Annotated in this window: 15 protein-coding genes; 5 read left to right on the forward strand and 10 right to left on the reverse strand. The window is 63.8% G+C overall.

The features are described from left to right. Window positions 1-91 precede the first annotated feature (91 nt). A complete protein-coding gene (gene sstT, locus ACT9T4_RS09215) occupies window positions 92-1,354 on the forward strand; it encodes a serine/threonine transporter SstT (protein ID WP_179539288.1) in 1,263 nt (420 codons plus the stop codon). 62 nt (window positions 1,355-1,416) lie between these two features. On the opposite strand, the gene ACT9T4_RS09220 is transcribed toward sstT, so the two are convergent. Further along, the gene (locus ACT9T4_RS09220) at window positions 1,417-2,601 is read right to left on the reverse strand and encodes a BaiN/RdsA family NAD(P)/FAD-dependent oxidoreductase (RefSeq protein ID WP_499116605.1); all 1,185 of its coding nucleotides are present in this window, start codon (window positions 2,599-2,601) and stop codon (window positions 1,417-1,419) included. Between the two features lie 355 nt (window positions 2,602-2,956). Here ACT9T4_RS09220 and ACT9T4_RS09225 point away from each other — a divergent pair, with 355 nt between their 5' ends. Further along, window positions 2,957-3,688: a substrate-binding periplasmic protein gene (locus ACT9T4_RS09225; protein ID WP_499116607.1), complete on the forward strand. Its 732-nt coding sequence runs from the start codon at window positions 2,957-2,959 to the stop codon at window positions 3,686-3,688. Between the two features lie 10 nt (window positions 3,689-3,698). Here ACT9T4_RS09225 and ACT9T4_RS09230 read toward each other — a convergent pair whose 3' ends face one another. From ACT9T4_RS09230 to mdtD, 3 genes are all read right to left on the reverse strand, one after another. Beyond that, on the reverse strand, window positions 3,699-4,934 hold the full coding sequence (locus ACT9T4_RS09230; protein ID WP_499116609.1) for a diguanylate cyclase domain-containing protein: 1,236 nt from the start codon (window positions 4,932-4,934) through the stop codon (window positions 3,699-3,701). 36 nt (window positions 4,935-4,970) lie between these two features. After that, window positions 4,971-6,350, reverse strand: coding sequence for an ATP-dependent RNA helicase DbpA (dbpA, locus tag ACT9T4_RS09235; RefSeq protein WP_082045807.1), 1,380 nt, complete (start codon window positions 6,348-6,350; stop codon window positions 4,971-4,973). A gap of 77 nt (window positions 6,351-6,427) precedes the next feature. Next, a complete protein-coding gene (gene mdtD / locus ACT9T4_RS09240; RefSeq protein ID WP_042554428.1) occupies window positions 6,428-7,843 on the reverse strand; it encodes a multidrug transporter subunit MdtD in 1,416 nt (471 codons plus the stop codon). Between the two features lie 148 nt (window positions 7,844-7,991). Here mdtD and torT point away from each other — a divergent pair, with 148 nt between their 5' ends. After that, window positions 7,992-9,008, forward strand: coding sequence for a TMAO reductase system periplasmic protein TorT (torT, locus tag ACT9T4_RS09245; RefSeq protein ID WP_042554429.1), 1,017 nt, complete (start codon window positions 7,992-7,994; stop codon window positions 9,006-9,008). Here the strand turns inward: torT and betA are convergent. From betA to ACT9T4_RS09270, 5 genes are all read right to left on the reverse strand, one after another. Next, window positions 9,005-10,714, reverse strand: coding sequence for a choline dehydrogenase (gene betA / locus ACT9T4_RS09250; RefSeq protein WP_042554430.1), 1,710 nt, complete (start codon window positions 10,712-10,714; stop codon window positions 9,005-9,007). The two genes, torT and betA, sit on opposite strands and share 4 nt — an antisense overlap. A 119-nt stretch (window positions 10,715-10,833) precedes the next feature. Next, a complete protein-coding gene (gene betB, locus ACT9T4_RS09255) occupies window positions 10,834-12,306 on the reverse strand; it encodes a betaine-aldehyde dehydrogenase (RefSeq protein WP_042554431.1) in 1,473 nt (490 codons plus the stop codon). A gap of 399 nt (window positions 12,307-12,705) precedes the next feature. Next, complete coding sequence (gene betI, locus ACT9T4_RS09260) at window positions 12,706-13,308, reverse strand: transcriptional regulator BetI (RefSeq protein WP_042554432.1); 603 nt, start codon at window positions 13,306-13,308, stop codon at window positions 12,706-12,708. Window positions 13,309-13,367: 59 nt separating this feature from the next. After that, the gene (locus ACT9T4_RS09265) at window positions 13,368-14,060 is read right to left on the reverse strand and encodes a response regulator (RefSeq protein ID WP_042554433.1); all 693 of its coding nucleotides are present in this window, start codon (window positions 14,058-14,060) and stop codon (window positions 13,368-13,370) included. Further along, window positions 14,053-15,978, reverse strand: coding sequence for an ATP-binding protein (locus ACT9T4_RS09270; RefSeq protein ID WP_499116612.1), 1,926 nt, complete (start codon window positions 15,976-15,978; stop codon window positions 14,053-14,055). The genes ACT9T4_RS09265 and ACT9T4_RS09270 overlap by 8 nt, the downstream gene beginning before the upstream one ends. 164 nt (window positions 15,979-16,142) lie before the next feature. Between ACT9T4_RS09270 and ACT9T4_RS09275 the strand changes: the two genes are divergently transcribed. Further along, window positions 16,143-18,020 (forward strand): potassium transporter Kup, encoded by a 1,878-nt coding sequence (locus ACT9T4_RS09275; RefSeq protein WP_156152719.1) that lies wholly within the window; start codon window positions 16,143-16,145, stop codon window positions 18,018-18,020. A gap of 143 nt (window positions 18,021-18,163) precedes the next feature. Here the strand turns inward: ACT9T4_RS09275 and ACT9T4_RS09280 are convergent, their stop codons facing one another. Next, entirely contained in the window at window positions 18,164-18,796 is a 633-nt protein-coding gene (locus ACT9T4_RS09280) for a class I SAM-dependent methyltransferase (protein WP_499116614.1), read from the reverse strand. Window positions 18,797-18,898: 102 nt separating this feature from the next. On the opposite strand from ACT9T4_RS09280, the gene ACT9T4_RS09285 reads away from it, so the two are divergent. Then, window positions 18,899-21,256, forward strand: a complete 2,358-nt coding sequence (locus tag ACT9T4_RS09285) for a DNA polymerase II (RefSeq protein ID WP_499116616.1) — start codon at window positions 18,899-18,901, stop codon at window positions 21,254-21,256. Window positions 21,257-21,292 lie beyond the last annotated feature (36 nt).

A 21,292-nucleotide genomic window follows, 5' to 3' on the forward strand; every position in this document is an offset into this window, starting at 1 on the left:
TGGGGTGACCTGCCCGGTTGGCGTGGCTCGTGCCCCTGCTGACCTGTCCCCCAATGCCATCAAGCCTAGAATTCTGGACAGCGTCTATTACATGAATACTCTAAAACGCATCGCCTCCGCCTATTCCAATACCAGCCTGGTGCTACGCATCTTCATCGGTCTGGTGCTGGGCATTCTGCTCGCTTATTTCTCGCCAGATGCCGCCCTCAAGGTCGGCCTGCTGGGTGAACTGTTCATCCTCGCCCTCAAGGCGGTCGCGCCGGTACTGGTGCTGGTGCTGGTGATTTCCTCCCTGGCGGCCCATCAGAGTGGCCAGCCCACCCATATTCGTCCGGTGCTGATGATGTACCTGATCAGTACCTTCAGCGCAGCGGCCCTGGCGGTATGCGCCAGCTTCCTGTTTCCCACCATGCTGTCGCTGGACATCAGCTCGGCCGAGGGCAATCCGCCCGGCAGCATCATCGATGTCTTGCACAACCTGCTGACCAGCATCTTCGTCGGCCCGGTGCAGGCGCTGAACACCTCCAACTACATCGCCATCCTCGCCTGGGCCGTGGCGCTGGGCATCTTCCTGCGGCATGCCGCGCCGAGCACGCGCACCATGCTGCATGACGTATCCAACGCCTTCACCCAGGTGGTGCGGTTCGTCATCAATCAGGCGCCGATCGGTATCTTCGGCCTGGTCGCCAGCACGCTGGCCGACTCCGGCTTCGAAGCGCTGTACGGCTATGCCCGCCTGCTGATGGTGATGGTTGGCTGCATGCTGATCGTGACCCTGCTGATCAACCCGCTGCTCGCCTACCTCAAGATGCGCCGCAACCCCTATCCGCTGCTGTTCACGGTGCTGCGCGAGAGCGCGGTGACGGCCTTCTTCACCCGCAGCTCGGCGGCCAACATTCCGGTCAACCTGCGTCTGTGCGAGAAACTCAAGCTGGACAAGGACACCTACTCGATCACCATTCCGCTGGGGGCCACCATCAACATGGCGGGTGCGGCGATCACCATTTCCGTGATGGCCCTGGCGACCACCCACACCCTGGGCATCAACGTCGATCTGCCGACGGCGCTGCTACTCTGCGTGGTGTCGTCCCTGGCAGCGGCGGGCGTATCCGGTGTGGCAGGCGGTTCGTTGCTGCTGATTCCGATGGCGACCAGCCTGTTCGGCATCGATACGGAAATCGCCATGCAGGTGGTGGCCATCGGCTTCGTCATCGGCGTGGTGCAGGATTCCTTCGAGACCGCTTTGAACTCGCACACCGATGTGGTCTTCACCGCGGCGGTGTCCTATGCGGGTGAAGCGCGTGGCGCTGCCGAGCAGGCCACGCGGATCGACGCCCAAGCCTCTCGCAGCTGATCTTGCGGGCAATGAAAAACGCGCCTCATGGCGCGTTTTTTTGCGAAAGGCGCGCTCAGCGACTACACGAACTGCGCTGCTGCATAACCCGAAGCCCAGGCCCACTGGAAGTTGAAGCCGCCCAGGTGGCCGGTGACATCCAGCACCTCACCGACGAAATACAGCCCGGGTGACTTCAGCGACTCCATGGTCTTGGACGACACTTCCTTGGTATCGATGCCGCCAAGCGTGACCTCGGCCGTGCGATAGCCCTCGGTGCCCGCCGGCACCAGTTGCCAGTCCGCCAGGCGTTCGGCGATGCTCTTGAGCTCGGCCGGGGTGTACTGCTTCATCGGTTTGGACGCGAACCAGTGTTCGGCCAGCAGGCCGGCCATCTTCTTGGTGAAGAGTTCGCCCAGCAGGGTTTTCAGCTCGCTGTTGGGCCGCTCGCGTTGCTGTTCCAGCAGCCACTCCGGCAAATCGATATGCGGCAGCAGATCGATGCTGACTGCATCGCCAGGCTGCCAGTACGACGAAATCTGCAGGATCGCCGGGCCGCTGAGGCCGCGGTGGGTGAAGAGAATGTTTTCCACGAAGCTCTGGCCGTTGCAACAGACCCGGCAATCTTCCACCGAAGTACCAGACAGTTCACTGCACAGGATTTTCAGCTGTGGATCCGTCAGCGTGAACGGCACCAGGCCAGCGCGCGTTGGCAGCAGGGTGTGGCCGAACTGGCGAGCGATCTGGTAGCCGAAGCCGGTGGCGCCGAGGGTCGGAATCGACAGCCCACCGGTGGCGATTACCAGCGACTCGCAGCTGACGGGGCCGAGGCTGGAGCTCAGGCGATAGCCATTTTCGCCGCGCTCGATGGCGCTCACCGAGGTATCCAGGCGCAGGTCGACGCCAGCCTGTTCGCATTCGTCCAGCAGCATGCCGAGGATGTCGCTGGACTTGTGGTCGCAGAACAGTTGGCCGAGTTTCTTCTCGTGGTAGGGCACGCCGTGCTTGGCCACCAGGGCGATGAAATCCCACTGGGTGAAGCGCGCCAGCGCGGATTTGCAGAAATGCGGGTTGTGCGACAGAAAGTTGCCCGGCTCGCAGTACAGGTTGGTGAAGTTGCAGCGCCCGCCGCCGGACATGAGGATCTTCTTGCCTGCCTTGTTGGCGTGGTCGAGCAACAGCACGCTGCGGCCACGCGCGGCGGCGCTCATGGCGCACATCAATCCGGCCGCACCGGCACCGATGATGACAACCTGGGGTGAAAGCACGGCAATGTCCTCGCATACGCTAGGCGTCAGGCATCGCTGCGGGCTGACGCGAAACGGCGCAGTTTACCTGAAGGCCGGGTTCCGCTGTCGCCCACGCAGGGTGATCGCATCAGGTTTGTCCGGCGCGGCGCGGGAGGGCCACAAGCGCGTGTTTGCGGATGGACGCGGGCAGCCCCGCCGGGTGCCATTCGGACTTTTTTGCGAACCGCGCATTGCCAGGGCTGGTCTAGCGATTATGCTCAATGGATAAAACGGGAATAGCTATTTGCCACTATCTTGTCTGCCGTTACCTCTGGCGCGCCGTCGGCATGTTTCATGCGGCGGGTTCACTCTTGGCTTTCGGGGCACATGAGCATTGAAAAGCTGGCGAGCGTGGTTGCTGTCGCTGTTCCTGCTGCCCGGCGCTGTGGCCGCCGAGCAGTTGCGCCTGGTCGCCGATACCTGGCCGCCGTTCACCGACCAGCGCCTACCGGGAAATGGAGTGGCAGCGGAGCTGGTCGCGACTGCGCTTGAGCGTGCCGGCTACACCAGCTATTACCGCGAAGTGCCTTGGGAACGAGCCATCCTGGGGTTGCAGCGGGGGGATTACGATGTGCTGATCAATGCCTGGTACAGCGACGAACGTGCCGGGTTCGGTCACTTTTCCGAGCCCTATCTGATCAACCGAATCCGTTTCGTACAGCGCAAGGGCGATGGCATCGCTTTCGCTCAACTCTCCGACCTGTACCCCTACCGAATCGCCGTGCTACGTGGCTATGCGTACTCCGCGCAGTTCGGTGCCGACAAGAATCTGCGCAAGGTCGGCGTCAGCAGTTTCGAAAGCGCCGCACACATGGTGCAGCACGGCCGGGTGAGCCTGGCGCTGGAGGATGAATACGTTGCGCGCTTTCAGTTCAACCACCAGCTCAAGGGCATTGCCGATCAGCTGGAATTCCTGCCGACGCCCCTGAGCGAAAACGGCCTGCACATTCTCATCCGTCTGACCCATGGCAACCACCTCGAGATTGCCAGGCGTTTCGACGCCGCGATTGCGGCCATGCGCGCCGATGGCAGCTATGCGGCGATCATGCAGCGTCATGGCCTGTAGGTCGCGAACGTCACTGCCAGAGCGTGCGTGCGCGACCCTGCCGCTTGGCCTGATAGAGCTGCTGGTCGGCGAGGTGCAGGAGGCTTTCCAGGTCATCCGGGGCGCCGTGATAGACGCCGGCACTGAATGACAGCGGCGGCGCGCCAATCGCGTACTTGAGCTGTGCGCACTGCTCACGCAGGCGGTCGAGAGCCTGGCTCAACTGCTCGGCGTTCTGCTGGCTGACCATGGCGAATTCTTCACCACCCAGGCGGCCGAGCAGGGCATCGGGAAACGCTGCGCTCAACGCCCGGGTAAAGGCGACCAGCGCCGCGTCGCCGCTGGCATGGCCATGTTCGTCGTTGATCTGCTTGAAGAAGTCCATGTCGAGCATCGCCACGCTGAGATCGCGACCACTGCGCTGGGCCAGCTGGAATTGCTGGATTCCCTGCTCGTAGAACGCCCGCCGGTTGTTCAACCCCGTCAGTGCGTCGAATTGCGCGGCCTGCTTGAGTGCGCGCATCAGATCACGGCGCTCCAGAGTGGAAATCACCCGACAGTTCAGTTCTTCCGGGCAGAACGGTTTGCGCAGGAAGTCGTCAGCGCCGTGCTTGATGAACATGGCGCTGAGCGAGCCCTTGGTATCGGCGGACAGGCCAAGGATGATCAGCTCGTTGCGCTTCATCTTCTGGCGCAGCAGCTTGACCAGTTCGAAGCCGCTGATGCCGGGCATGCTGTGGTCGACCACCAGCAGGTCGATATCCGGTTGTTCCTTGAGAATGCGCAGGGCTTCCTCGCCGTCGCTGGCGTCGATGATCTGGTAGCGATGCGGCGCCAGCACATGACGAATGAAGTGGCGCGTGGCCTCCGAGTCCTCGGCGACGAGAATCTTCACCTGGCTGTTGCTTTCCAGCCGGTGCAGCAGGCGGAAAGCGTACTCGTAGGAGTGCTGGCTTTCCTTGAGCACGTAATCGACCACGCCCTTGAGCAGCAGGTCATCGCGACGTTTTTCGTTGTACGAGCCGCTGAGCACGATGCACGGCAGGGCGTAGCGCATGACCAGATCGACGCTTTCGCCATCCGGCGCATCCGGCAGGTGCAGATCGACGATGGCAGCGAAGAACAGCTCCGCCGAGGTGTCCAGCATGACCTCGGCTTCAGCCAGAGAAGCGCAGAATACCGGTTGCAGATCCGTTTCCTGGCGGAACAGATGCTCGAGGATTTTCAGGACCAGCGGGCTGTCTTCGATAACCAGAATATTGCGCACGAAACCCCCTGTAGCGGATCTGCAATTTCCTTGAGTTTACAACGTGCGCACGCGTAATGAGCGGCCTTTGATCTTGCCTTCGCTGAGGCACTTGAGTGCTTGCACGGCCAGGCTGCGCTCGACGGCTACATAGGCCTGGAAGTCGAAAATGGCGATCTTGCCGACCTGCGCGCCAGGGATGCCGCCCTCGCCCGTGAGTGCACCGAGAATATCGCCGGGGCGCAGTTTGTCTTTGCGCCCAGCACCGATGCACAGCGTCATCATGAGCGGCTGCAGCGGCGCGCCCCCTTGGTGTTTCAAGCTGCTCAGCGGGTGCCAGTTGAGTGGCGACTTTTGCAGGTTTTCGATGGCTTGGGCACGATGACCTTCGGCCGGGGCAACCAGGCTCATGGCCAGGCCTTTCTCGCCTGCACGACCGGTGCGGCCAACACGGTGAATGTGAATTTCCGAGTCGCGCGCCAGTTCGACGTTGATCACCATGTCCAGTGCGTCGATGTCCAGGCCACGCGCCGCCACATCGGTGGCGACCAGAACGGACAGGCTGCGGTTGGCAAAGGTCGCCAATACCTGATCGCGGTCGCGTTGTTCGAGGTCTCCGTGCAGGGCGGCGGCCGAGATGCCCTTGGCGGTGAGGTGGTCGACGACTTCCTGGCATTGTTGCTTGGTGAAGCAGAAGGCCACGCAGGATGTCGGGCGGTAGCTGTTGAGCAGCTTGACCACGGCGTCCAGGCGCTCCTCAGGCGTGATCTCATAGAAACGCTGTTCGATCTGGCTGTCGTCATGCAGCGCTTCGACCTTGACCTGCTGCGGGTTGCGCATGAAGGTCGCGGACAACTGTTTGATGCCGGCCGGGTAGGTGGCCGAGAACAGCAGCGTCTGGCGGCGCTCCGGGGTCTGCCCGATGATCTCGGCGATGCTGTCGTAGAAGCCCATGTCGAGCATGCGATCGGCTTCGTCGAGCACCAGGGTATTGAGGCCGTCGAGTTTCAGCGTGCCTTTGGCCAGGTGCTGCTGCACCCGGCCGGGGGTGCCGACGATGATCTGCGCGCCATGCTCCAGAGAGCCGATTTGCGGGCCGAAGGGCACGCCACCGCACAGGGTGAGGATCTTGATGTTGTCTTCGCCCCGGGCCAGGCGGCGCAGTTCCTTGGCGACCTGATCGGCCAGCTCGCGAGTCGGGCACAGCACCAGCGCCTGGCAGCCGAAGTAGCGCGGGTTGAGGGGGGCCAGCAGGCCGATGCCAAAGGCGGCGGTCTTGCCACTGCCGGTCTTGGCCTGGGCGATCAGGTCCATGCCCTTGAGCATGACCGGCAGGCTCTGGGCCTGGATAGGCGTCATCTGCGCGTAACCGAGGGACTCGAGGTTCGCCAGCATGGCGGGCGACAGGGCAAGCGAGGAGAAAGCGGTGGCGGTCACGGTACAGGGCCTAGGGAGAGCGTTTAGAGGCGCCTAGTGTAGCAGGCGCCGTGCCCGGTTCCGTGGCGATCGCTGCGTTACTCGTCGACGTCCACCTCCACGCGTCGTGCGCTGCGCCCGTCTTCCGGCGACAGCTGCAGGAAGATGCCTGCCGCCAGTATCGACAGCAGGCCGACGCACAGGTAAGTGGCCTGGAAGGCGCCCAGTACGCCATCTGCAGCACCCTGATTGTCCAGGTTGAAACCGCCAAGCAGTGCCGCGGCGGCGGCGATCCCCATGCTCATCGACAGTTGCACCACCACGGACAGCAGGCCGTTGCCGCTGCTGGCCTCGCTATCGCGCAGGTCGATCAGGGTCACGGTGTTCATGGCGGTGAACTGCAAGGAGTTGATGGCGCCGATCAGCGTCAGCTGAATGGCCAGTTGCACGTGGGAGGTCTGCCCGTCGACCAGGGCCATGCTGGCGATCAGCAGGCCTAGCAGCACGGTGTTGCTGGTCAGGATGCGGCGGTAGCCGAGGCGGTCGATCAATGGCTTGGCCAGCGGCTTCATGGCCATGGCGGCCAGGGCCAGGGGAATCATGCTCATGCCCGCCTGGGCCGGTGAGTAACCCATGCCCAATTGCAGCAGCAGTGGCGTGAGGAACGGCAGGGCGCCGCTGCCCAGGCGGGCGAAGATATTGCCGAGAATGCCCACCGCGAAACTGCGGGTGTGGAACAGGCTGGGCGGGAACAGCGCATTGGGCGTGCGCCCGGCGCGCAGCCAGTACGCGGCCAGACACGCCAGGCCACCGAGCAACAGCAGCATCACCCGGACATGGGGCAAGTGCAGTTCGCCGAGGCCTTCGAGCGCCATGGTGATCAACAGCATGGCGGCGCCGAAGAGCAGGAAGCCGATCAGATCGAACCGCGTGCGTTCGGGGCCGCGCAAGTCCGGCATGAAGCGGAAGGCGGCCCAGCAGCCGATGGCGCCGACCGGCAGGTTGAGCAGGAAGATCCAGTGCCAGCTGGTGTACTCCACCAGCCAGCCGCCCAGGGTGGGGCCGATCAGCGGCCCGAGCAGGCCGGGCAGGGTGATGAAACTCATGATCCGTACCAGCTCGGTACGCGGATAGGCGCGCAGCACCACCAGACGACCTACCGGCATCATCAGCGCGCCGCCGAGACCCTGGATGATGCGTGCGATCACCAGCATGTTCAGCGACTGCGAGACGGCGCACAGCAGCGAGCCGAGGCTGAACAACAGGATGGCGCCAAAGAATATGTGCCGGGTGCCGAAGCGATCCGCCAGCCAGCCGGAGGCGGGGATCAGCAGTGCCACCGTGAGCATGTAGGCGATGACCACCGACTGCATGCGCAGCGGGTCTTCGGAGAGATCGGCGGCCATGCTCGGCAGAGCGGTGTTGAGGATGGTGCCGTCCAGCGTCTGCATGAAGAACGCGATGGCGACGATCCAGGGCAGCAGGCGGGCAGTGCGGGCGTCGAGCAAGGTCATGGTGGTCTCACTACGGGGTGTCATACTCTATCCATGCCGGTCATCCAGGCATGGGTGCTAGGATGAACCGTGGTCAGTGTACTAGGGTCTGTTGACGCTTCACGCACGGCTCGCGCTGAAAGGCCAACAGATACTAGGGAGGGTTCATATGCGCTGTCTGTTGTTGCTCGCTATGCTCTGGTCGAGCCTTTCGGCGGCGGCGTGGTTTTCTCAGCCTGTTCTTGTCGATGGTCAGTTGCATGTCTATCAGCCGACGAATGCAGCCAGTGAGCCCTGGCGTATTTGCGTGCTGATCCCGAATGCCAAGGATCGTTACTGGTGGGGCGTAGCCTGGGGGTTGCAGCAGGAAGCTCAGCGTCTGGGCGTACGGCTTGGCATCTACGAGGCCGGCGGCTACGACCATCCCGAGGTTCAGGTCAGGCAGTTCGACCATTGTGTCAGTAAAGGCGCCGATGGCTTCTTGATCGCTGGCATCAATCCTTCCGACCTGTGTTCACGCATCGCGGTTCAGCAAAGCGCCGGGCGCCCGGTGATCGACCTCATCAATGGCCTTGGCTGTGAAACGCTGAGCTCACGTTCTCGTGTCGACTTCGCCGATATGGCCAGCGCTACCGTGAATTATCTGACCACGCTCAGTGAAGGTCGGCCAATTCGTGTCGGCTGGTTGCCGGGGCCTGCCGATGCCGGCTGGATAAAGGACGCCGAGCGTGGCTTGCACGCCGCTTTGCAGGGAACCGCCATCACGTTGGTGCACGGCGGTTATGGCCCGCTGGATCGCAGTCGTCAGGCGCAGCTGGCGCGCGAGCTGTTCAAGAACGAGCCTGCGCTCGACTACGTGATCGGCAACGCCGAGGCGGCACTGTTCGCCACCGAACTGGTGAACAGCGCCCGTTCGCCCACTCGGGTGTTGTCGCTCTACGCCACGGATCGCGTGCTGCAGCAGGTGCGCGAAGGCGACATACTGGCCGCCCCGACCGACTCTCCAGTGATTCAGGCACGTATCGCCCTGGATCTCGCGGTACGCGGTCTGCAGGGCGAAGTGCTACCCGCCATCATCAGTCCGCAGGTCGAGATACTCGATGCCCGTGCCCTCAAGCGCTTCGATCTCGAGCGCCTGGCACCGCCGGAGCGCTATCGGATGACGACTCAGGAACTGCCGAACTAACTGGCCGTTCGCATCGCTTCGACCGCGCGCTGCGGGGTGCCGCGTACCGGTTTGCCATTGGCGGTGTAATAGGGCGCGGTGCTGCGCGGCAGTGCCTCATTGCCACGAATGCGGTCGGCGATCTTCTCGGCGATCATGATGGTGGTGGCATTGAGGTTGCCGGTGATGATCTCCGGCATGATCGACGCGTCCACCACGCGCAGGCCCTGTACACCATGCACGCGGCCCTGGCCATCGACTACCGCCATGGCGTCCTCGCCCATCTTGCACGAGCAGGATGGATGGAATGCCGTCTCTGCGTGTTCGCGGATGAAGGCATCCAGCTCGGCATCGCTCTGTACATGAGCACCGGGGCTCAGTTCACGGCCGCGGTACGGATCGAGAGCGGGTTGGTTGATGATCTCCCGGGTCAGGCGAATGCCGTCGCGGAACTCCTGCCAGTCCTGCTCATGGGACATGTAATTGAACAGGATGCTCGGGTGCTGGCGCGGGTCCTTCGACTTGACCTGCACGCGGCCGCGACTTGGCGAGCGCATCGAGCCCACGTGGGCCTGGAAACCGTGCTCTTTCACCGCATTGCTGCCGTTGTAATTGATCGCCACCGGCAGGAAGTGGTACTGCAGGTTCGGCCACTCGAACTCTTCGCGCGAGCGAATGAAACCACCAGCCTCGAACTGATTGCTGGCGCCGATACCGTCGCCGGCCAGCAGCCATTTTGCGCCGATCCCGGGCTGGTTGAGCATCTTCAGGGCCGGGTACAACGACACCGGCTGGGTGCAGGCGTACTGCACGTACACTTCCAGGTGATCCTGCAGATTGGCGCCCACGCCGGGTAGCTCGTGCACCACGTCGATGTCCAGGCTGCGCAGCAGCTCGCCAGGGCCAACGCCGGAGCGCTGCAGAATCTGTGGCGAGGCAATGGCACCTGCGCACAACAGCACTTCGCGGCGTGCCGTGGCGATGATCGGCGTATTGCCGTTGCCCTGCAGGTAGGCAACGCCGTTGGCGCGCTTGCCGTCGAACAGGATGCGGTCGGTGGTCGCGTGGGTGGCGATGGTCAGGTTGGCGCGCTCGCGGGCCTGATCCAGATAGCCACGTGCCGTGCTGGCGCGGCGGCCTTCCGGGGTCACGGTGCGATCCATCGGGCCGAAGCCTTCCTGCTGGTAACCGTTGAGGTCCTCGGTACGCGGGTAGCCCGCCTGCACGCCGGCCTCGACCATGGCGTGGAACAACGGGTTGTTGTCGGCCTTGGGCGTGGTCACGCTGACGGGGCCGCTGTCACCGTGATAATCGTTGGCACCGATGTCGCGGGTTTCCGCCTTGCGGAAATACGGCAGGCAATCCAGGTAGCTCCAGTCTTCGAGGCCGGGCTGCTTGGCCCAGTTGTCGAAGTCCATGGCGTTGCCGCGGATATAGCACATGCCGTTGATCAGCGACGAACCGCCCAGGCCCTTGCCGCGTCCGCACTCCATACGGCGGTTGTCCATGTACGGTTCCGGGTCGGTCTCGTAAGCCCAGTTGTAGCGGCGGCCCTGCAACGGAAAGGCCAGGGCGGCAGGCATCTGGGTACGGAAGTCGAGGCGATAATCCGGGCCGCCGGCTTCCAGCAGCAGCACGCTGACGCTGGCGTCTTCGGTCAGGCGGGTCGCCAGCACGTTACCGGCGGAGCCGGCGCCGATGATGATGTAATCGAATTCTTGGGACATGGTGGCCTCCTGGTAGGTGGCTGAGCCTTGGGCCAAGCGGATCGCAGGCCCGTGTCCGGCTCATGCAACAGGTTTGCAGCGCTGCCGGGACGCCGGTTGGCGCCGCCTGGCAAACGCAGTCAGAACACCGAGGCGTAATCGCCCAGTTCGACCTGCACGGATTTGATTCGGGTGTAATGAGCCAGCGTGGTCAGGCCGTTCTCGCGGCCGACGCCGGATTGCTTGTAGCCGCCCACCGGCATTTCGGCAGCGGATTCGCCCCAGGTATTGATCCAGCAGATGCCTGCTTCCAGCTTGTGGATAACCCGGTGCGCACGATTCAGGTCGCGGGTGACGATGCCGGCGGCCAGGCCGTAGTCGGTGTCGTTGGCGCGGCGGATGACTTCCTCTTCGCTGTCGTAGATGAGGATGCTCATCACCGGGCCGAAGATTTCCTCGCGCACGATGGTCATGTCGTCACGGCAATCGGTGAACACGGTCGGTGCCACGTAGGCGCCATTGGCATATTCACCCGTGGTCACCCGCTCACCGCCGATCAGCAGGCGAGCGCCTTGCTGGCGACCCGACTCGATGTAGCCGAGCACGCGCTCCATGTGGGCGAAGCTGACCAGCGGGCCGAAGTTGGTGTTGTCATCCTGTGGGCTGCCCAGGCGGATGCGCTTGACCCGCTCCAGCACCTTGCTCTCGAAACGAGCCTGCAGCGCGCGTGGCACGAAGACCCGCGTGCCGTTGGTGCACACCTGACCGGAGCTGTAGAAGTTGGCCATCAGCGCGATGTCGGCGGCGCGGTCCAGATCGGCGTCTTCGAAAATGATCAGCGGCGACTTGCCGCCCAGCTCCATAGTCACTTCCTTGAGCGATGAGCTGGAGGCACTGGCCATGACCTTCTTGCCGGTGACCGTGCCGCCGGTGAAGGAAATCTTCTCGATCCGCGGATGCTCGGTGAGCCACTGGCCCACTTCACTGCCGCTACCGGTCAGCACGTTGAACACGCCATCGGGCAGGCCAGCCTCGCTGTAGATTTCGGCCAGTTTGAGGGTGGTCAGCGAGGTGACTTCGCTGGGCTTGAAGATCATCGCGTTGCCAGCGGCGAGGGCTGGAGCGGATTTCCACAGGGCGATCTGGATCGGGTAGTTCCAGGCACCGATACCGGCGACCACACCCAGCGGCTCGCGGCGGGTATAGACGAAGCTGGTGTCGCGCAGCGGGATCTGTTCGCCCTCGATGGCCGGGATCAGGCCAGCGTAATACTCGAGTACATCGGCGCCGGTGACGATATCGACGTAGCGGGTTTCGCTCAGCGGCTTGCCAGTGTCGAGGGTTTCCAGCTCGGCCAGCTCGTCATTGCGCTCACGGAGAATATCCACGGCACGACGCAGGATGCGTGAGCGCTGCATGGCGGTCATCGCGGCCCAGACTTTCTGGCCCTGCTCGGCACTGACCACGGCACGTTCGACATCGTCCTGGCTGGCGCGCTGGATGTTGGCCAGCACCTCGCCGTTGGCTGGGTTGATGCTTTGCAAGGTGGCGCCGCTGCTTGAGTCGACGTACTGGCCGCCTATATAGAGCTTCTGGTCTGCGAATCGAGCCATGGGGCGTCTCCTGATCGGGCCAGGCACCGTTCGCGGCCTGGCGGATGGATCGGCGTGATCGAGATGAAAAGACATGTCAGCCGATTTGGTTAAAAAACAGCCTACTTTATTTTTATTGATCGATCAATCAATAAAAATCCTGCGGGCGACGAGAAACCAGCCGAATACGACGAGTCGGCGCCTTTTCAGGAGGAATCATTCGCTGCATCTCTGACACGCAGGCTGAAGATGCAGCCCAGTATTGAGGGCCGTCGTAGGAGCCGGCTTGCCGGCGATAGCAGTGGCAAGATCGACGCATGGGTTGCGGCTGCAACCGCTTCGCTGGCAAGCCAGCTCCTACCAGGAGGGTGCCTGTGCGCGGCAACTGGTGGATGATCGGCGGCTACCGCTTGCGGGCGATCAGCTGGGGTTGGTGTCGGCCTTGGCCAGTTGCAGGTCGAGGTAGTCGTAGGCGATCTGCGCCGCCTGGCGGGTATCGAAGCGTTCCCCGGACAATGCACCGCGCAGCCACAGACCGTCGATCAGCGCCGCCATGCCACGGGCGGCAGCACGGGCTTGCGGTTGCGGCAGCACACGGCGGAACTGGCCGCACAGGTTGGAGTACAGGCGCTGGTCGTTGACTCGCTGCAGGCGACGCAGGGAGGGGTGGTGCATGCTGCTGGCCCAGAATGCCAGCCAGGTCTTCATCGCCGGGCCGCTGACCTGCGTCTCGTCGAAGTTGCCGTCGATGATCGCGCGCAGGCGCGCCTGCGGGGTGTCTTCGCGCAGCAGCCGGTAGCGGGCATGGACGGCCTCGCTGAGCGCCTGCATCAGGTGGCGCATGGTCGCTTCCAGCAAGCCGTTCTTGTCCTGGAAGTAGTGGCTGATGATGCCGTTCGACACGCCGGCGAGGCGTGCGATATAGGCGATGCTGGCATCGCTCATGCCAACCTGGTCGACGGCTTCGAGGGTCGCCGCAATCAACTGCGAGCGGCGGATCGGCTGCATTCCGACCTTGGGCATCGTGTTCTCCGGTAGGGGCTGTGGCAGCAGTCTATCAGAGGCTCGCGCAGGCTGGCCGCTCAGCTATCCCTATCCACCAGCCGATAGCCGACCCCGGCTTCGGTGATGATCAGCCGCGGTGCGGCCGGGTCGTCGCCCAGTTTCTGCCGCAGGTGAGCGATGACGATGCGCAGGTAATGGCTGTGCTCGACATGGCTGGGTCCCCAGATGTCGCGCAGCAGCTGCTGTTGGGTGACGACCATGCCAGGGTGCCGGGCGAGCGTCTCCAGCACGGCGTATTCCTTGCGCGTCAGGCCGACATCCTGATCGTCCAGGGTGACCCGGCGAAAGGCGAAGTCGACCCGCAGTGGCCCGTTGACCAGTGCTGCCGCAGGCCTTTCGGCCGATGGTCGATTGCGTAGCAGGGCGCGTACGCGGGCGAGGAATTCCTGCACGCCGAAGGGTTTGCTGACGTAGTCGTTGGCACCCTGGTCGAGCGCCATTACCTTGTCCTTTTCACCGGCACGCACCGAAAGCACCAGCACCGGCACGCTCGACCATTCACGCAGTCGCGTCAGTACCTGCTGGCCGTCCAGATCCGGCAGGCCGAGGTCGAGCACCACCAGATCCGGTTGCTCCAGTGCCGCCAGTCGCAGGGCCACTTCGCCGCCGTCGGCTTCGATTACCCGATAGTTCTGGGCCTGCAGGCCGATGCGCAGAAACTTGCGGATGGCTGCCTCGTCGTCGACCAGCAGAATGGTCGCTTCACTCATGGGAAATGGCCTCGTTTTCGCCGGGTTCATCGTCAGGGGGCGCCGCCAGGGGCAGTTGCAGGGTCAGTGTGCTGCCCTGGCCGACGACCGAGGCGACGCTCACCTTGCCGCCGTGGGCATTGAGCATGCCCTGGCAGATCGCCAGGCCCAGGCCGGTGCCTCCGCCGCCACGGTCTCCCCGTGCGGCGGTGTAGAACATGTCGAAGATGCGTGCCTGCTCGTCCGCGGGAATGCCGGGGCCCTGGTCGCTCACGGCAATGTTCAGCCAGTCGCCGTCGTTACGGACGCGAATGCCGATTTCGCCGCCGGGTGGGGAGAAGCGGGCAGCGTTTTCCAGCACGTTGATCAGCGCCTGCTCGATCAACGCGCCCTGGATCCACAGCAGTGGCGTATCGGCCGGCACATCGTGGCTGACCTGCAGGGGCTGCAGCACCGGCTGCAAGCGTTGCAGGGCGGCGGCGATCAGATCGTCGGCACTCACCCAGTCGCGTTCCAGGCGCAGGCCTCCATGGCCGAGGCGGGTCATGTCCAGCAGGTTCTGGATATAGCGATCCAGTCGCGCGGCTTCGGTGCCGGTGTCCTGCAGCAACTCGTCGCGAACACCTGCGTCGAGGCTGTCGGCGAACAGTTGCAGGGTTTCGATATTGCCGCGCATGGCGGTCAACGGCGTGCGCAGGTCATGGGATACCGAGGCCAGCAGGGCACTGCGCAGCCGCTCGGTTTCGTGATGCAGGCGCGAATGGGCGAGGGCTTCAGCGATCTTCACCCGGGCCAGCGCGTTGCTCAGCAGTGGCAGCAGGGCGCTGATCAGGCGCCGCTGGTCGATGGGCGGCGCGTCGCCCTGCCCGGTGCGCACGCCAAGCAGCGCCAGCGGTCGATCGATTTCCAGCAATGGCCACCACCACCAGTGCGGGCGCGCCAGGCTGTGGCTGTCGTAGCCGCGTGGTTGCGCGTTGCGCCAGGCATGTTCGGCACTGATCCGCTCCAGCTCGCTGAGGTCGGTAGGGCTGCCATCCAGCGTTTGCCAGCGACCATTTTCATCCAGGCCCAGCAGACACAGTTGCGCAGCGGGGATATCCAACTGGCGGGCCATGGCCTGCAGCAGATCAGTGTGATCACGGGCGTTGCTCAGGCGCTCGGCGAACAGCAGCAATTGCTGGGTCTGCGTCTGAGCCTGCTGCAGGTCCCGGTACTGTCGCCGCTGGCGGGCGGCGAGGTTGCCGGTGAGCAGGGCCATCAGCATGAAGAACACCAGGGTGAGGATGTCCTGCTCGCGGTGGATCATCACCGACCAGGCCGGTGGCAGGAAGTAGAAGCCGTAGGCGCCGAACGACAGCAACGCGCACAGCAGTGCCGGGCCGGTGCTGCTGCGCACGGCCACCAGCAGCACGGCGGCGAGAAATATCAGGGAAATGTTCGGCAGGTCGAGCCAGCGCGAAACGCCCAGAGCCAGCAGTGCGCCGACCACCGCCGCAGCGATGGCCAGCAGGTATTCGCTGAACGGCGCCGTGGGCTGCAGCACCTTGCGTTCGGTGAGCCTGCCTGGCAGGTTCAGGACGCCGATCTCGAAACCGTCCCCCTTGCGTAATAGCGAGCCGCTCAGTGAGCGCCGCCCTGTGCCGGCGCACCACAGGCCCGCTGCCTGTCTGGCATGGGCGAAGTCGATGAGCAGGGCAGCGCAATCATTGCCCTGCAGTTGCACGTAACTGCCGCCCAGTTTTTCGCAAAGACGTTCCGGTGTGTGCAGCCGCTCATGCCGAGCACTGCCGCCCACCGCCACGGCGATCCAGGGTCTGCCACGTTGTCGCGCCAATTCGGCGACATGGCCGAGCAGGGCGTCTTCGTTCGCCTGGCCGCTCAGGCAGGCCAGTAGAGGCCCCTGTGGATAACGCAGGGTAGGAGGTACAGCGGTAGGCATGGCGATTTCCGGTCCAGGGCAGTGATGATCATGGCCCGCTGCAAGGTTGGCGTAAAGAACCGCGAGTGGGCGTAAAAATGCCGTAAAAGTTCGCCTGAAGACGCTGTTGGCAGCCGGGTTCAGAGGTATATCTGAAGCATCTGCAGTTCCCAGAGAAATCCAACGTGAGCACCACCACTACCCGCACCTCTCCCATTGCGTTGCTGATCGGCGCGGTCGGTATCGTTTATGGCGATATCGGCACCAGCCCGCTGTACAGCCTCAAGGAAATCTTTTCGCCGCATTACGGCGTCGATCTGTCCCAGGCCAGCGTGCTCGGTATCCTGTCGCTGATCTTCTGGTCGCTGACCCTGGTGGTCACCGTCAAGTACGTGATGTTCATCCTGCGCGCCGACAATGGCGGCGAGGGGGGCATCATGGCCCTCACCGCCCTGGCCCAGCGCGCCGCTGCCGGCCATCCACGTCTGCGTTCGGTACTGATCATGCTCGGCCTGTTCGGCGCCGCACTGTTCTATGGTGACAGCATGCTCACTCCGGCGGTTTCGGTGCTCTCCGCCGTGGAGGGTGTCGGTCTGGTGGTCGACGGCATCGATCACTGGGTGGTGCCGGTGGCGCTGCTGATCCTGGTGCCGCTGTTTCTGTTGCAGCGCCATGGTACGGCGCGCATCGGTTATCTGTTCGGGCCGGTGATGGTGGTCTGGTTCGTGGTGCTGGGTGCGCTGGGCGTACATGGCATCGTGCAGCAGCCGCAAGTGTTGCTGGCGCTGAATCCCTATTGGGCGCTGCACTTCTTCATCGCCAATCCGTTGCTTGGGGTGACGGTAATGGGCGCGGTGGTGCTGACCATCACCGGGGCTGAGGCGCTGTATGCCGACATGGGCCACTTCGGTCGCCGTCCCATCGTGCACGCCTGGCTGTTTCTGGCCTTTCCCGGTCTGATTCTCAACTATTTCGGCCAGGGCGCAGTGCTGCTCAGCGATCCCGAGGCGGTGCGTAACCCCTTTTATCTGCTGGCGCCGTCCTGGGCGCTGATTCCCCTGATCGGCCTGTCGACCCTGGCCACCATCATCGCCTCCCAGGCGGTGATCACCGGCGCCTTCTCGGTGACTCGCCAGGCGATCCAGCTCGGCTACGTGCCGCGCATGCAGATCCTGCACACCTCCAGTGCCGAACAGGGGCAGATCTACATTCCCCTGATCAACAGTTGCTTGCTGATCGGTGTGGTACTGCTGGTGCTCGGCTTCCAGTCGTCCAGTGGCCTGGCCGGCGCCTATGGTGTGGCCGTGACAGGCACCATGCTGTGCACCACGCTGCTGGTGTCGGCGGTGATCCTGCTGTTGTGGCGCTGGCCGAAAGTCCTGGCCGTGCCGCTGTTGGCGGTGTTCCTGCTGGTCGACGGCATCTTCTTCGCCGCCAACGTGCCGAAGATCGCCGGTGGCGGTGCAGTTCCAATGATCGTCGGCATCCTGCTGTTCGGCCTGATGACTACCTGGAAACGCGGTCGCCAACTGGTGCTCGAACGCCTCGACGAACATGCGCTGGTGCTGCGCGACTTCATCGCCAGCATTGCCCTGCAACCGCCCCATCGGGTCGCCGGTACTGCGGTGTTCCTGACCAGCCGGGTGGACGTGGTGCCCCATGCGCTGTTGCACAACCTGCTGCACAACCAGGTCCTGCACGAGCGGGTGATGCTGCTCACCGTACTTTACGAGGATCGTCCGCGGGTGCCATTGGCGGAGCGCTTCGAACTCGATGCCTATGACCAGGGGTTCTATCGCGTGCGCCTGCGCTTCGGCTTCCTCGAAGCACCGGACATTCCTCAGGCGCTGGCGCAACTGAGCGAAAAGGGACTCGATTGCCCGCCGATGCGCACCACCTACTTCCTCAGCCGGGAAACGGTGATTCCTTCCGAGCGTATCGGCATGGCCATGTGGCGCGAGCGGCTGTTCGCCGTGCTGCAGAAGAACGCCGGTAGCTCTCTGGGCTTCTTCCGGCTGCCGGTGAACCGGGTGATCGAGCTGGGCACGCAGGTGGAGATTTAGACTGTGAAATGGCGATAGCCGCCGTTCGTAGTCGGGCGCCAATTGGTGGGCTGAAGCCCACCCTACGGTTAGATGCGCGGCTGTAGGGTGGGCTTCAGCCCACCAAATCGAAGGTCCGCTATCGCCTTATAGCCGTCACCGAGTCAGGCATCGCAGCGACGCCATACACTGGCCAGCCAGGGTTGTTGCTCGCGTGGCAGGCCAGCTGGGCGGTAGTAATGTTCCAGCTCGTCGAAGCCGGCGGCGGTGAGCAGTTGGCGCCAGCTGTCCAGGTCATGCCAGGCACCATAGCGCTCGCCGCTCCAGCCTTCCTGGTTGTCGCCTCTTGGGTTGGAGCTGAACAGCACGCCGCCCGGCTTCAGGCTGGCACGAAGTTCCCTGAGCACCCGAGGCAGTTCCTGGCTGGGGATATGGAACAGCACGGCGTTGGCGAATATGCCGTCGAAGCGTTCTGCCGGCAGATTCAGGGCGAGAAAGTATTGGTGCCAGACCTCGCAGCCACTGTCTGCGCGGGCCATGGCGACGAACTGCGGGCAGCCGTCGAGACCTACCGGGCGATGGCCGAGCCTTGCGAAGGTGCGCAGGTCACGGCCGGGACCACAGCCGAAGTCGAGAATGCTCAGGGGGGCGGCCGCGTCGATATGGCGCAGCAGCGCGTCGATATTCTGGCTGACGTCATGGTCGCGGGTGCCCTCGCGAAAGCCTTCGGCATTGGCCTGGTAATGAGCCAGCGTGCGGCTGGTGATCTGTTGCAACTGATCGGGGTCGATGGGCATGGCGGGCCTGCGCAGTACGTGGACGCCTATTTAACCGCATTGCGCGCAGGCCGTGACGATGCGCGATAACATCGCACCCTGAACAGCATTCGAGGTGGCAGGGTGGATCTACAGCAGGGCTTCGTCCTGACCCGGCACTGGCGCGATACGCCAGCCGGTACCCAGGTGGAATTCTGGCTGTCGACCGACAGCGGCCCGCGTCTCGTCCGCCTGCCGCCGCAAACGTCGGTGGCCTTCATTCCTGTCGAGCAGCGCGCGCGCGCCGAGGCCTTGTTGGGCAAGGAGGCGGATGTCGAGCTGCGCCCGCTGCAGCTGCGCGACTTCCGTCAGCGGCCGGTACTTGGCCTGTACTGCCGCCAGCAGCGCCCGTTGATTCAGCTCGAGCAGGCCCTGCGGCAGGCCGGTGTGGATGTCTACGAGGCCGATATCCGTCCGCCCGAGCGTTACCTGATGGAGCGCTTCATTACCGCGCCTGTACTGTTCGGCGGTACGCCGACACAGGAGGGGGTGCTGATAGACGCGCAGTTGAAGCCGGCGCCGGACTATCGCCCGCAGCTCAAACTGGTTTCTCTGGATATCGAAACCACCGCCCGCGGCGAGCTGTATTCGATCGCTCTGGAGGGCTGCGGTCAACGCCAGGTGTACATGCTCGGGCCGCCGAACGGTGACGCCGACGTCGACTTCGATCTCGCTTATCTGGATAGCCGCGCCGAGTTGCTGGAGGCGCTCAATGGTTGGCTGGAGCGTTTCGATCCGGACGCCATCATCGGTTGGAACGTGGTGCAGTTCGACCTGCGTGTGCTGCACGAGCACGCGCAGCGTCTGCAAGTGCCGCTACGCCTTGGCCGTGGTGGCGAAGCGTTGAACTGGCGCGAGCATGGTTCCAAGCAGCATTTCTTCGCCAGTGCACCGGGCCGTCTGATCATCGATGGCATCGAAGCGCTGCGCTCGGCCACCTGGAGCTTCCAGTCCTTCAGCCTGGAAAGCGTCGCCCAGCAGTTGCTTGGCGAGGGCAAGGCGATCGACAACCCCTACCAGCGCATGGACGAAATCAACCGCATGTTCGCCGAGGACAAGCCGGCTCTGGCCCGCTACAACCTCAAGGACTGCGAGCTGGTGACGCGCATCTTCGCCAAGACCGAGCTGCTCACCTTCCTGCTCGAGCGAGCTACGGTCACCGGCCTGCCGGTGGATCGCAGCGGCGGTTCGGTCGCCGCCTTCAGCCACCTGTACATGCCGCTGATGCATCGACAGGGCTTCGTGGCGCCCAACCAGGGCGAGCGTCCGCCCGAAGCCAGCCCGGGCGGCTTCGTCATGGATTCGCGGCCTGGGCTTTACGAGTCGGTGCTGGTGCTGGATTACAAGAGCCTGTATCCGTCGCTGATCCGCACCTTTCTGATCGACCCGGTGGGGCTGGTCGAGGGGCTGCGTCAACCCGACGATGCCCACTCGGTTGCGGGCTTCCGCGGTGCGCGCTTTTCGCGCACTCGGCACTGCCTGCCGGCCATCGTCGAACGCGTGTGGCAGGGCCGGGAAGCCGCCAAACGGGCAGGCAACGCGCCTTTGTCGCAGGCGCTGAAAATCATCATGAACGCCTTCTACGGCGTGCTCGGCTCCAGTGGTTGCCGCTTCTTCGATACGCGCCTGGCGTCCTCGATCACCTTGCGTGGCCATGAGGTGATGCGCCGTACCCGCGAGCTGATCGAGGCCGAAGGGCATGCGGTGATTTATGGCGATACCGACTCCACCTTCGTCTGGCTGCGCAGCGCCCACCGCGAGGACGACGCCGAGCGTATCGGCCGCGGCCTGGTGCAGCGGGTCAACGCCTGGTGGCGCGAGCACCTGCAAACCGAGTTCGGCTTGCAGAGTGCTCTGGAGCTGCAGTTCGAAACCCACTTCAGCCGTTTTCTGATGCCGACCATTCGCGGTATGGAGGAGGGCAGCAAGAAGCGCTACGCCGGGCTGATTCGCCAGGCCGATGGCCGCGAGGAGATGGTCTTCAAGGGGCTGGAAACGGTGCGCAGCGACTGGTCGCCGCTGGCCCGGCAGTTCCAGCAGGAGCTGTACCTGCGCATCTTCAAGCGCCAGCCCTATCAGGATTACGTGCGTGACTACGTGCAGAGCACTCTGGACGGCGAGTTCGACGAACGACTGGTGTACCGCAAGCGACTGCGCCGCAGGCTCGATGACTATCAGCGTAACGTGCCGCCACACGTGCGGGCGGCACGCCTGGCCGATGCCCACAATGATGAGCAGGGACGCCCTCGCCAATACCAGAGCGGCGGCTGGATCAGTTACGTGATGAGCGTGGCGGGCCCTGAACCCCTCGAGCTACGCCGCGCGCCCATCGACTACGGCCACTACCTGAGCAAGCAGCTGCAGCCGGTGGCCGATGCCATCCTGCCGTTCGTGGACGATGACTTCAGCGCACTGATCGGCGGCCAGCTCGAGTTGTTCTGAGGCCCATGCCGGAACTTTCGAAACTTTTTGCAAACA

The sequence above is a fragment of the Pseudomonas sp. SZ40 genome, from assembly GCF_052958135.1.